The sequence below is a fragment of the Desulfosporomusa polytropa genome (assembly GCF_055380075.1).
Genome location: NZ_AP042399.1, coordinates 146174 through 158600, shown reverse-complemented (window position 1 = coordinate 158600; position 12427 = coordinate 146174). Strand labels below are relative to the sequence as shown.

Genomic DNA, 12427 nt, shown 5'->3' with positions numbered 1-12427 from the left:
CTCCTTTCTTAATACCAAAGTGTAATAGCTTTAGCATTTGGTTCTAAATATTCTAATACTGGGCGGAAACCTCCATTAGCGTTTGCAAAATTACTTGTTATTGTGTCAAAACGCCTGACTCCTTTACCATCCCCGCTGTATCCCCTTAAAGTTTTATAGTTTGAACTAGCAGTAACACTACCGACCAAATTCCATACTCCATTCGCAGGTGTATCTTGCGCCCAGCACCACCCATTTAGGTGCCAAACACTATCATCTCCAGGGGTTATTTTTCCTTTAAGAGATGATTTTACTATATATTTGTCCCATTCATTATTAATAGGATAAGCCCCTAATCCTTGATCGGTTAAGCTAGCTTTACCATCACTACCTAAATACGCGTTACCGCCTGTGAGGGAACGAATAACCTTATCAAATTGTTTTGCATATAAATGTAATGTATTTGGGCTTGACCAATTCTCTTCTGGATTAGCCACTTTTACTTCTACTTTCGATATTATCTTTGGATAATTAAATACGTATTCTGAGCCAATCAGTTTATATTCAGTTTCAGGTATAAAAATATTGTTTTCATCATAGAGCAAGAGCTTAGACACATAAGCTCTATAAGCATAAAGTGATGCTGAACAATAAAAGGAGTTATATTTATTAATATTATTTGTAGTCCCCTTATAAGTTAATGCCGGATTGGCATTACCCAAACTTATATTAATAATATTTTCCCAGGGCAATTTTCCTTCTATATATCCAGCATTATTTAATGTATTCCATGATATAGAATGTTGTACTACTCTATCTGCTATAAGTAAACCTTTATCTGCTTTAATAAAATAAGCTAAGCCATCTGGCGTAGCGCTACCTATTACTGGTATTTCTGCTGCTGTACAACTACCTAATTTACTAATAGTACCAGCAGTCTCACTAGTAGCTGTATATCTAAATGGTATACAATCTCCTATTATCATATCTTCTATATTAGATTTTATTGTTAGTCCTGTTGGTGCTGCCATATATTTCACTCCTTAGCATATGAATAGCCATTCTAATTCTTGTGCCTCGTCACCTGTTAAGTTAACATCTAGCTCTTTAACAGCTGCACCATCTACGAAGACTATCAATTTACCTATAATGCTTTTGTCTGTTACTAGCCGGACGCCGAAACGCATCGTATCTTCCATTGGGAGAGCAAAGACAATCTTTGAGTGGATGCTCATGCCATTAACAGCGAAACTGTGCTTATAGCCAAAGAAGTACCCATCGATAATATTTTCTGATTGCTGAGTTGCAGGATCGTAATCTAAGTAAGCTGATTTGAATGTGATAACATCATTGTATTGCCTGGGTGATCCATTTAAACAGATAGCTGAACCATCTTCGCATTCGAGCATAAACTCTACCTTTTTACCGGTTATATCAAATACACCAGTAGCTACGCTGTAACTTAATTTGGCGCCACGGCCAAGCATACCAAACTCAGCAAGCCGTGATTTATCTATGTCTTTAAATTCATTCTCCTTGCCGCTATCTTCGAACTCGGTTAGCATTTCGTTATTGTTGTACTTAGCAAACCAGACAAAGGGTTGACTATAGCCTTTAGGTGAAAACATTTTATCTATCATAATTTCAAAACCTCCTTGCTGTACTGTTTTAATATTACCTTTGATATGTCGTTAATTAAGCCAATATAATAAAAACACCCTCGTAAAAACGAGGGTGCGAAAGATAAGTTTTCTATTCATTAACTACTGTTAGACGCTATCAGTGTTATTAATTATGATCGTGGCTATTTCAAATCTTTTTTATATTTATTATTCTCTTATCGTTTTGCTGTAACACTCAGTTTTAGAATATTATTTCCTACAGATTTTTCTTTGTCGGACGATGCTCTTACATAGATCGTGTAAGTATCGTTATATCCTAGAGACACAGGTAAGACTATTGAATCGATGTTAGCGAAACTTTCTTTAGTAAGACTCAATTTTAAATCAGCTGCTTCTTCAGAAATATTATTGACCGACACAGTTACTTCTTGTAAAGAATCGCCACCAATAGTATTTTTAATAATCACTGGTTTTATTTCTGAGGCTCCTTTAATTAAGAAGTTGCCAAAATCAAGCATTTTTAGTGTCTCACCTTTATCGTCTGAATAATAGTCTCCCGCTTCGTCCGTGAACATCAATCCACAGTATTGTCCAACAAAATCAAAAACACAACTTCCGGCACCACCCAGATTATCTTGAACCTCTATCGTAACGTTATTCTGTGCATTTAAGATTATGTCTTGGGTCGGTATTCTGTAAGACACAGTCGTGGGAGGACTAATTAATTCTGACCAATCCTGTTTTACTATGCCATTAACTAATATTCGATATTTTACACTGTCATTATCTGTGTCTCCTATAGTGGCAGTCAAATAATCTCCGGTTAATATGCCAGTTATTGTTGGAATTTCATCAGTGCGTGTTACATATAAAATACATGATGTACCATGCATGTCCCCATCATAGGTTTCAATATTGATAGAACTTGTTCCTATTGGTAATAAAGAACTAGGAATAGTTTTAGATATTGAATATGAAGTACCATTACTTGTATAATCGGCTAAAGGCACACCATTTAAAACTATATGGTAGTAGGCATCATCGCCCTCAGCGTCGGATATATCGGCAGTTAATACTACGTCATCATTGTGCGTAGTATCTGGCGTTAAGACAATGTTTGTTACTGTTGGTGGTGTATTTGGTGGTAATGCTACAGTAATTGAGTTTAGGTATGCTGTCTTAGGTGCGCCATATATATCTACAGTAGCATATGGTCCACTACCGCCAGATGGAGGGTAGCCTTTAAAATAAATAGGTTTACCTTCTTGTAAGTCGGTAAAGTCTAGTACGCCTACTTTAGGCTCTTCATTAACATTGGTAGATACAAGAGCAACCTCTGCACCGTAGCGTGAATATGTCCCTACTAACCGTGAACCACCACCTACGTTATAGTACACCTGTGTCACTGCCATGCCATCGGGAATTGTATACTCTGAAAGGCCACCAGTTATTCTTAGTGTAGCTAATAAAGTCTCACTTTTTACGTCTGCGTAACTTGTTAGCTTATTATCTAAGTAAACAGCAAAATCTAAGTTACTAGGTGTAAACTCCGCGTCCCAAATATCTTGCGTCATGGAGTTAACGTGCTCAGGGGTCATACCCAGTAGACTTATATCATTAATTGAAACACTCTGCCAACTGTACACTGTTGGAATAGCCTCAAGGAACTCAGCTTCCAATATTATTATACGAACTCCACCATTATTCGCGGAGATATTTAGCCTATAATAACTATAAGGTGTTATATTGGCAAAAGTATAAGTTACCATAACACCAGCTGTCCATGTGGACTGGTCTACCTGCGTATCTAGTACTGACCATGCTATACCATCGTTGCTGCCCTCAAATGTCCAATTTTTTGGCATGTATGTATAGCTTACACGCATTGATAATGCATATGAATTGACAACCTTATGTTCAGCGTACGCAACTTGTAGCCACCCTGATGTTGCGCTGGAAGTACACCAACCATAGTCAGATTTATAGTCATTAAAAGCATTCCATGCTGCGTACTCTGTGCCGGCTAACTCTTCGGACGCACTAATAACCACTGACGAATCAGAATAGCCTAGCATCTTTGGTACACTATCTACCGTACCTGGTATGTAGCTTATAGGCATATAAGATTTCCATGTTTGCCTATTATCGAAGCTAACTAAGGTACGCGCCCCAGAAGCATCTATGTTTGTACTTATAATATTAGCATACCCTGCTAGTGGTATATGCGTATCCACAGTTGAGTAGATAACTGTTGAGTCGTACCTTTTGGGTACTAAGAAAGCACCATCTTTACTTAGGCTACTTGGTGCTGGGTTCATCCTACCCCCATCGTAGCCGCCATCATAGTCTTTAAAGGTACGAATGGCTAAGCTACGCTTAGACGCCTCTTTAAAAACCTCGAAGTCTAGGTACTGAGTTGTTCCACTAGCTAAAAAGTAAGTTAGTCTACATTTATTTACCCCGGCTGCAAGGTCAGTAGGCTGCATGGAGAATGCGACAGTGCTAACATCTTCGTCTGCAGATGTATTATCTATGAATGTAATGTCTCCGATTGTTACATTGTACTTCCCAATTAAAGTGGCTGTACCTTTGTACGTAGATGTAGCTCTTACAATTTGGTCTTTGTACTGATGTGTAGGTGTAACAGCAAGGTCAAATAAGTATGCATCGTTTGAGTCTGCAGTAAATGTTCTAATGTACTCCCCTTGATAATGTGGTGTACTACGTTCTCCAGATGCTATAATTGGTAAGTACGTGCCTTCAGATGTTCTTAGGCTACGTTCTCCGAGGCTAGCACCTGACACATGTATACCACTTACTACACGCGTAGAAGCGTTACCACTAGCTAATTCAGGTAGGCGCTCGCCGCTTATTGCCTTGCTTCTAATACCACTTTGTACCCCGGTAACTAGCTCACCGTTTAATGTAGCTGTTTGCAGAGACCCCATTGTGAACATGGTACTAGCAGTGGTAGTTGACGGTATATCTACAGTACCTATTAAGATAAGACCTGCATTACTACGAGCCGTTAAGTTATCAGCTACTGTAAATGAGTCACAGTAGTACGCAGTTATCTGTCTTGGTAGTCTATATGCGGTGGTACCTACCCAAATATTAACTGTTCCTGGGTTGCGCTGTATTTTAAGGGCTGTTCTGTTAAAGTAACTGGTGTCTAAGTTATCGTTAGACGTTAGAAAACTTGTAAAACTAGGGGCATACATAAAGTCTATGTCATCGTCAGCGAGGTTTGACCTACCATAATTTGTAGCATTGTCCCAGTAAGGTCCTACAGTTACATTTCCACCTATGGCGTCTACTGTAGGGTATTCTACTGGAAATGTAGGTGTAACTGTATTACCTACTACTGTCGTAGGCCCTATAGTTACCTCATTAATCTCCACGTATGTACTAGTGGCATGTTCTGTTGTACTAAACCATTTCCCTGCTATATCAAGAACTATATAGGGCACGTTATATCACCTCGTTCGTGTACCGTATACACCTCTTAGCTAATTCTTACTAATATAGCTTGGCTAGGGAACGAGGTATTTCCCTGGGTTGCGCAGCATAGTACATAGTACGTTTGAGCCCCTATTGTAATGTTGTCACCTGTTAAAAGGCTGGTATTCAGTGTGCATAATATACCGTCTAATTTACCGCGTATGCCCTCTGTAGCGTTACCATAGTAAATGTCAGATACAATGTACTTACCACCGTTATTTGGACTTTTGGCGGGCAACAGCGCACTAGTAGCTAAAGCATATGGTAGCGCAACCGTTCCCATTCCATCGGGAGAATCAGCTACCATAATGCTAGCTGCGGTAGCTGTAGTATTTGATGTAGCTACAATTGCACTGGAATTATCAGCTTGAGGCATAAAAGAGGTATCTGGTGCCCCCATGTAAATAAGTATTGGGTTGTAGCCTGTGGCAGCTGGGTACTCAACTGCTATAATTATTTTACTTAGGTCAGCGTATACTTTGTAGTTAACTACAGTATCAGCGGCCAACGTGCCGGTGGTTACAACTGTGGGTGCGATGTCTAACCCTACCCATGCAGTTTGGGCTGGTCTACCGAATGTTCCAGCTACGCCAGCCGTTCCAGGAGTATAAGATGTTTGTAGTCTATACGTCATAGTATTATAGTTTGTTGTCTTAACAGAGTTCGCATTTGATATATTAGTATCGCGGATGTTTAATACTAGGCTCTTATCTCCTGTGTTGCCTGCTGATGTTAGCACGGTGTAGTCAGTTGTTGCTAATGAAGCTACTGACTGCCAGCCAGCGGTAGTTAGCTTACTGACTATTAAATCAAATACCTCGCTCTTAGTACAGGAACCACTAGTGAAAATATAATCTGTCGGTATTGCCATATTATTGTCTCCTTATTAAAAGATGGCACCACAACAATGCGATGCCATCTTTGATTGTTCTTTTGTTTTTTTCGGGCAAAGGATCAGGTGTAGAAATACTGGATACGAATGCGGAAGTCGTGTTTGCCGGCTGGTGCATTCAGCGGTACTCCAACCTTAAACGTAGCCTTTGCGTGGTTGGTTAACGAGCTGGCCATAAGACCATCATTTGCGGTACCTTTGATAAGATTGCCATCAGCAGCGATAAGCCCTTGAGCTCGAACCGGACGAGAATCTACACCACCAATAGCGGTGAATTTCTTGGTTACGCCATCAGTACCAAGGTCGGCAGTGGTATCAATCATTGCTTTCATCCAGCGTTCAACGATCATTTTTGCGGTATCGCCACCAGTGCCATCAAGGCAAGTTACGGAAACATCTTGCATATCGGATACCACTTCTGCGCCACCCTTGTTGTTCCAAACTACAACATTAAGAGTTGGAGATTCTGTATTAGCATCTACCTCGCCAATGTCCCAACGTTCAACTGCTGCAGAACTATCTGCATTGAAAAAACTTACTACTGGCTGCGCCATGAGTAATCACTCCTAATAATAATTTTGGTTTTTGCGAAGTACTACTTAACAAGCAGTACGACTATTCATTACCGTTGATTTTTAGTTATTACACGGCTCCCGAAATAGTTACCGTAACAACCATATTGGATAATCCTTCTTGAAAACTCTGGACATATACTCGGAAAATATTGTTATCTACAGCGAAAGCTGGATTAACAACGGCAGAGGCAGAGATTGAAGCTTCTGGTACTGTAACAGTGCCAACCTTTTTCCATACACCATCTTGGTAGCACTCAACTTCAATAACAAGTGCTTCGGATAAGAGAGTTTCTACCGGGAGGCTTACAAGTATCTTGGATGCATTGCCTTTGTAAGGAAAAGGTATTTCGATTTTCTGCTGTCCGAGAGTAACCCGGGGAATGACAAAAAGTAGATCTTTTTTCGAAGCTCCGGTTACTGCATCAAGAGTTGCAAACGTTTTCTTCATGCTATTGAGATCTAATTGTTCGGCTCTTAATTTGCCCATTTGGTTCACCTCCCCTTATCGTGCGTTGTAGAACAAGACGATGTTATCCGTGTTTAACAACGGGATACTTTTGATTAACAACTCATTAACAACCTTGTCAAAGCATAATCACCGTATACGGTTTTAGACGATTCTGGATTAGCAAGTTCGATGCTTCGTACACTTACTAAGAAGTCTTTTTGAAAATAAAGCATACAACCATCTATGTTGCTAAGTTAAAACCACTTATGTGACTATAATCAATATTACCGATGGCTTATGCTTTATTGTGGGTTAATAAATAATAACTTAAGGATTTGCAGGATCTTCTACGGTGTTTTCAGCAAACAGGAAATCATAAATAAAAGTCACAGCAAAAGTTTCACCGTTTTCGCCAGCTACGATGTCAAAACCGTCATTGGCCGCCGTAGATATCCACGTAACGGTATTGGTGGTTTTATCGTAAGTCCAACCAGATTCATACATAAGTCCATTAACAAAACCTTGAAGCGGACTACATGGTTTATATTTAAGAACGAATTCCGTTACTGGAGTTATTGAGCTAACTGTGAAGGTTTGACTGAAGTCATCATAACGAATTTTTTGCTGCTTAAGATCTTGAATATCAGCATTTAATTTGACTATCGCTGAAATTACATCGACATCGATTAAGTGCAGTTTTTCCAAAACAGTCGCATCGGTGATATTGCCGAGTGCGCTGTTTTGTTGAGTGAGAGAAGCATTTACAGAACCTTGCATAGTTTTAAAACTAGCAAGTATTTCGTTGATACCCTGAATAACATTTTGCTTAGTTGTATTAAGAGCCTTGTTTGCCGAAGGCATTGTGGACTTCGGCAGCAAAGGATTTACGCTCAGATTTTCTATCAGCACATCTGATTGGTGTTGTTGTAATTCCGTTCCAATTAAGTAAGACATACGCTAATCTCCTTTCCTAATTACTTAAGCTTGACTATTTTATAGATTCTCTTTCCTAATGAGGCATTTGCGAAATTGATGATTTCCGTTTCAGGGTCGTAGTCGAGAGCTCCATCAGGAGAAAGTTTTTCTATTCCATTGGCTAACTGAAAGCTAGTAGGTTGGAGAACACCATCTGGATCATAAGTTCTGCCGGTGGTATAACCAATCCAACGGACTTCGACTGTGTGGCCAGTACCATTCCATCCAGAGGCTTCTGTTCCGTAAAAGTCTTCTGTCGTGAATTTGTTAGCGGTATTCCACCCAGGGATTTCACTAAGTTTAATTTCCGGATCGAGCTCGTCCAGTGTAAATTCATATTCCCAAGCATATTTACTAGCGCCTTCTGCACTAACAGTAACGCCGATCGTTGGTTTAGCTTTGCCGGTGTTCGTGATAGCAGACGTTAGTGAAGGTGTACCAGTAAGGGTGTATGCACCTGCAGTAGTGGCAGAATACAAACCTTGTTCCCAGGTAACTGCAACACCCTGAGTAGTGTTATCACTCATAGTAGCTGCTACCGTGGACGGCAATCCAAGTGCGCCAAATGCAGTATTGTAAGCAACTGTAATTGCTGTTAATGCAGGAAAGGATACGATGTTTTTAACTTCACTCGTACCACCTTCGAGTGCTATAATTCTTGCAATTGCATCGGCCAACTGAGTTTCTATTGTCGGTACTTTTTCGATGCTAGCAGTTACGGTTTGGTCCAGGTCGGCAGCAGCAATTTTATCGGAAGCTTTTCTGTAATCAGCTAAAGCTGTTGCATCTGCTTTTTTTGCTAAGTCGATCTGTGCGGTTGTTAAGCTCGTTTGCATGCTGCTAACTTGCGTATTTATTTTTGAAACAGACGAGTCGAGTGTTGATACTTGAAGTTCCGCGGCAGCCGCGTCTACTTTGGCTTGTGCGGCATCCGTTTTGGCTGCAGTCACATCTGTTTGCAAAGAAGTAATAGCAGTAGCGTCAGCCTTTACAGCAATAGCCGTATTCAAAGTTTCAATTTCTGTCTTGTCTGCTTTGGTTTGATGCAAACCAGCAACATCAGTTTTAATTGCAGTGTCGTCATATCCGGTTTCTACTGCGTTCAATTTGCTTTTAACCGCTTCAGATAAGTCAGCTTCTTCAATAGCTTCTGAGATTTTACGATAATTAGCTAGTGCGGTCGAATCTGCCTTGGTGGCCATCTCGGTATTGATTGCTTCAATTGCAGTTTTATCTGCCTTGTTTGTTTGCAATGCTGAGATATCGTTTTTTACGGCGGTATCATCATAGGCAGTGCCACCGGCGCCAGTAGCGTTTATTTTAGCGACCAACTCAGTAGCTAAATCATTTTCCGTAATTTTGTCAGCGGTTTTGCGATAGTTAGCTAAATCAGTTTTATCAGCTTTATTAGATACTGCCGCCGTAAGTTCTACTTTCGAAGCAAGCGAAGTGATCGCACCTGCGTCGACTTTATTAGCCATGGCTGCATTTATTTCTGTCTTTGTGGCGAAATCTACAAGAGCAGTTTTATCAGCTTTGCCAGCAACCGCTGCATCTATTTGCTCTTTCGTGGCAAAGCCTGCGACGGTACTAGCATCAGCCTTTTTGGCCAGCGCAAAGTCTACATCTGTTTTAATAGCAAATGACGATAACGCTGAAGCATTAGCTTTGTTGGCAAGTGCTGACTCCAAAGCCGCAACACGATCTGCTATAACAACATCTGTTGCTGGTCGAGCTAATTGGATATATTGCTTGGTGGCGGCATTGTACCGATACATATAATCTGTATCTTTAGCAATGTAGAGCATTTTCTCTGCACCATCGATAGGGAAACTTTTAGCATTATCAAACTCGTAGATCTTAGACGGGATTATAGAAGTGCCGCCACCACCAGATGTGATAGATATGTATTCTTTGCCATCCCAAAAAAATAGCATACATTCTTTTTTAGTTACATAGAGCTTGTCCGGCACGCCTGCATCGGGAAGAGCTTCTGCGTTATTAACTACAATTACATCAGAAATCTTTTTAACTTCGCTGTTTGCGCCGGTCCCACAATACAACTGAGCATCATCGGTTAAGAATAATACGTTCCGATCTTCTTTCAATGGGAGCGCTTCTTTTGCACAATATTTTAAGCTCGCTGCAATAGCAGCCTGTTGTTTGATTTTAACTGTTTTGTTAGTCTTCTTCTTGGTAGAAAAACTAATAGTGTTCATACTCGTGCCTCCTTTGTTCTTCTTAAACATATTACTGACGCAACGTGTAAATTAACACATCATAAGATGAAATAATAATTTTTTTTGGGAATGTATAGTCGCCGCAATGTGTCGGCCGCGAACACACCCTTACCTTTAAGCAAACGAAAGGCGTCGAAATCATTACTGCAAGTTGCTGACATCGTTCGTAAAGTATCGAGATTAACCGTTCCTAAAATGCCTTTGATTCTATTGGTGTCACTAGCAACGATTAAACCTGAGGCGAAGATAGAACGATCTGTATCAAATCTAATTATGCCGCCTGTCCTAAGAACTCTCATAAGATCAAACAAATCAGTTTGAGATGATGTCGTTATTCGGAGCACAGTAGCAGTATCTTCTCCAGGCTCCTCTGTGTTGCCGGTGCATAATGCCTTAATCCAGAAGTATCCTGGAAAAGTATTAATCGTAATCGTGCTGCTAAATGTTGATGCTAATGCATTAGGATCTTTGGATACCAGCCACTTACCATTAGCTCCTGCAAAAGTAATCAGTGCAGTTGTTACTTCGCTGCTGAGCTTGTCGATATATACTTTTTTAATATCATAAGACGGAGTTAAAACACTCAAATCCATCTTGATAGGAGAGAATCCAGTTCTGTCGTCTGTAATTTGTACATCAAAGACTCCGGCATTTTCCCCTTCGATAAATAACGCGATTTTTGATGCCATGATATGTCTCCTTTCTTACTAGCAAAAAAAAGAAGGAGCCAAGCTCCTTCCTGTCCTAGACTGCTTGGATGCTATAGTCTACTTGGATGTCTACGCTAGTATCGTTTTGAACGATTTCTCCTTCAACCGATTCTGCCCTTATCCAAATGAATACGCCAGCCGAAGTAATCTGAGAAGATAATGTTAATGATCCGCCGGCCGCTGAAAAAGTACCAGGCACGCCATTTACGTCGACAGCTAACTTCCATCTTGCAGCGGTTGCTCCGACAGGCTTAATGAATGTGTTCTCACCAGCGATGGTTTGATACCCTTGCTCTGTTTTTAATAGTACTTTCTTTTGAGCATACTCAGCTTCTGTAGTATTAAGCGGACCGATCTTTATTGGTTCACTACCGCTTCCGTCATTGGAAACACGAACATTGAATACCCCCGGGGTAACAGAATCTACATAGAGGTTCACGTACGGATTAGCCATTTTTCATTTGCCTCCTAAATATCAATTTTAACAACAGATACTACGTTATTAAGATCTTTTTGGACTTCCTTGACGAAGAAGCGAAGAGTCTCGTTGTCGATTGGAATATCGAGAATCACTTCTGCGGAAGTATCGCCAGTGCTTAGTGTGATTTCTTTAACTGGAGTCCATGTTCCAGCTCTTAATATTTGTAGCTCTACAGTAAAGCGTTCGGTGATTGTGCAGCCTGAGGCAGGAATGATTAGGATCTTCTTCATTCTGCCGTAATATGGGAACGGGATTTCTGGATTTGTTACACCAACCTGGAGATCATAAGCAACAAAGATTAAGTCTTTGGTTACGTAGGTATCATTTGTGATTGGGCTAAGAGGAGCTCCCTTACCATTGCCATGATATAGTCTGTGTTTGTCTGTTGTATAAATAGCAACATCCTTTTCCTCTTCACTCGGTAGGTTGTCGTTTGCGCAGTACTTCAGAGTAGCTATAGCGGGCGCCGTTTTGATATCGATTGCTACTTGGTTATTGTTTTGTTTCTGTTTACTAAAACTGATAGTTTCAGGCATCTGCTGAACCTCCCTTCGTTAATTCCATGGGACGATCTCGAAATGCAAAGATTTAAGATCGTTCTCTTTTAGTTGGTAATTCGGAGCGGAAAACGTAAATTTTAAATAAATATAATTGTCTTGGCTATTTGCCGATGTGCCGTCGTTTTGAACTCCGCTTAACACGATAGCTTCAGGAAATGATACAGTAGCTTTTTGACCAGAAATAATAAGTGAAAGCTCGTCCGTACCGCCAAGAGCAACTTTACAGCATTGAAGCAAAGCTGAATCTTCAAGGGTATCGAAGTAGATATTTAGTGAAAAGTTTTCAAGTGGCTCAACATCTTCTGTTCCCCATCGGTTGTTCCAAATTTGGATATCAACATTAATATTTGATTCCTTTGTATATGTGCCGGCGTAGATTTCCGATTGCGCTGCGTAGGTGTCTTCGCCCAACCTGGAGTACCATGTTATGATTGGTTTTTCCAT

Annotated in this window: 12 protein-coding genes; all 12 read right to left on the bottom strand. The window is 40.4% G+C overall.

The window, feature by feature from the left end; genetic code table 11:
• Positions 1-8: 8 nt before the first annotated feature.
• The 12 genes from ACZ449_RS00880 to ACZ449_RS00825 all read right to left on the bottom strand — a co-directional run bounded on the left by ACZ449_RS00880 (position 9) and on the right by ACZ449_RS00825 (position 12427).
• Positions 9-1010: a hypothetical protein gene (locus tag ACZ449_RS00880; protein ID WP_464256620.1), complete on the bottom strand. Its 1002-nt coding sequence runs from the start codon at positions 1008-1010 to the stop codon at positions 9-11.
• Between the two features lie 12 nt (positions 1011-1022).
• Positions 1023-1619, bottom strand: a complete 597-nt coding sequence (locus tag ACZ449_RS00875) for a hypothetical protein (protein ID WP_464256619.1) — start codon at positions 1617-1619, stop codon at positions 1023-1025.
• A gap of 197 nt (positions 1620-1816) precedes the next feature.
• A complete protein-coding gene (locus ACZ449_RS00870) occupies positions 1817-5071 on the bottom strand; it encodes a discoidin domain-containing protein (RefSeq protein ID WP_464256618.1) in 3255 nt (1084 codons plus the stop codon).
• A gap of 35 nt (positions 5072-5106) precedes the next feature.
• Positions 5107-5973, bottom strand: coding sequence for a hypothetical protein (locus ACZ449_RS00865; RefSeq protein ID WP_464256617.1), 867 nt, complete (start codon positions 5971-5973; stop codon positions 5107-5109).
• Positions 5974-6056: 83 nt separating this feature from the next.
• The gene (locus tag ACZ449_RS00860; RefSeq protein WP_464256616.1) at positions 6057-6548 is read right to left on the bottom strand and encodes a hypothetical protein; all 492 of its coding nucleotides are present in this window, start codon (positions 6546-6548) and stop codon (positions 6057-6059) included.
• Between the two features lie 88 nt (positions 6549-6636).
• Positions 6637-7056, bottom strand: coding sequence for a hypothetical protein (locus ACZ449_RS00855; RefSeq protein ID WP_464256615.1), 420 nt, complete (start codon positions 7054-7056; stop codon positions 6637-6639).
• A gap of 288 nt (positions 7057-7344) precedes the next feature.
• Positions 7345-7971, bottom strand: a complete 627-nt coding sequence (locus ACZ449_RS00850; RefSeq protein WP_464256614.1) for a hypothetical protein — start codon at positions 7969-7971, stop codon at positions 7345-7347.
• A 20-nt stretch (positions 7972-7991) separates the two neighbouring features.
• Positions 7992-10211, bottom strand: a complete 2220-nt coding sequence (locus ACZ449_RS00845) for an Ig-like domain-containing protein (RefSeq protein WP_464256613.1) — start codon at positions 10209-10211, stop codon at positions 7992-7994.
• Between the two features lie 59 nt (positions 10212-10270).
• The gene (locus ACZ449_RS00840; RefSeq protein ID WP_464256612.1) at positions 10271-10921 is read right to left on the bottom strand and encodes a hypothetical protein; all 651 of its coding nucleotides are present in this window, start codon (positions 10919-10921) and stop codon (positions 10271-10273) included.
• 55 nt (positions 10922-10976) lie between these two features.
• Positions 10977-11396 carry a hypothetical protein gene (locus ACZ449_RS00835; protein WP_464256611.1) on the bottom strand — a complete coding sequence of 140 codons (420 nt, stop codon included), beginning with the start codon at positions 11394-11396 and terminating at the stop codon, positions 10977-10979.
• 14 nt (positions 11397-11410) lie between these two features.
• Positions 11411-11959: a hypothetical protein gene (locus ACZ449_RS00830; RefSeq protein WP_464256610.1), complete on the bottom strand. Its 549-nt coding sequence runs from the start codon at positions 11957-11959 to the stop codon at positions 11411-11413.
• A gap of 18 nt (positions 11960-11977) precedes the next feature.
• Positions 11978-12427, bottom strand: coding sequence for a hypothetical protein (locus ACZ449_RS00825; RefSeq protein WP_464256609.1), 450 nt, complete (start codon positions 12425-12427; stop codon positions 11978-11980).

What these genes read in the sequence shown, in the direction of transcription:
- ACZ449_RS00875 (WP_464256619.1), bottom strand. Translation starts at nt 1,619, where the DNA reads ATGATAGATAAAATGTTTTCACCTAAAGGCTATAGTCAACCCTTTGTC.
- ACZ449_RS00830 (WP_464256610.1), bottom strand. Translation starts at nt 11,959, where the DNA reads ATGCCTGAAACTATCAGTTTTAGTAAACAGAAACAAAACAATAACCAA.
- ACZ449_RS00850 (WP_464256614.1), bottom strand. Translation starts at nt 7,971, where the DNA reads ATGTCTTACTTAATTGGAACGGAATTACAACAACACCAATCAGATGTG.
- ACZ449_RS00880 (WP_464256620.1), bottom strand. Translation starts at nt 1,010, where the DNA reads ATGGCAGCACCAACAGGACTAACAATAAAATCTAATATAGAAGATATG.
- ACZ449_RS00855 (WP_464256615.1), bottom strand. Translation starts at nt 7,056, where the DNA reads ATGGGCAAATTAAGAGCCGAACAATTAGATCTCAATAGCATGAAGAAA.
- ACZ449_RS00840 (WP_464256612.1), bottom strand. Translation starts at nt 10,921, where the DNA reads ATGGCATCAAAAATCGCGTTATTTATCGAAGGGGAAAATGCCGGAGTC.
- ACZ449_RS00825 (WP_464256609.1), bottom strand. Translation starts at nt 12,427, where the DNA reads ATGGAAAAACCAATCATAACATGGTACTCCAGGTTGGGCGAAGACACC.
- ACZ449_RS00860 (WP_464256616.1), bottom strand. Translation starts at nt 6,548, where the DNA reads ATGGCGCAGCCAGTAGTAAGTTTTTTCAATGCAGATAGTTCTGCAGCA.
- ACZ449_RS00845 (WP_464256613.1), bottom strand. Translation starts at nt 10,211, where the DNA reads ATGAACACTATTAGTTTTTCTACCAAGAAGAAGACTAACAAAACAGTT.
- ACZ449_RS00865 (WP_464256617.1), bottom strand. Translation starts at nt 5,973, where the DNA reads ATGGCAATACCGACAGATTATATTTTCACTAGTGGTTCCTGTACTAAG.
- ACZ449_RS00835 (WP_464256611.1), bottom strand. Translation starts at nt 11,396, where the DNA reads ATGGCTAATCCGTACGTGAACCTCTATGTAGATTCTGTTACCCCGGGG.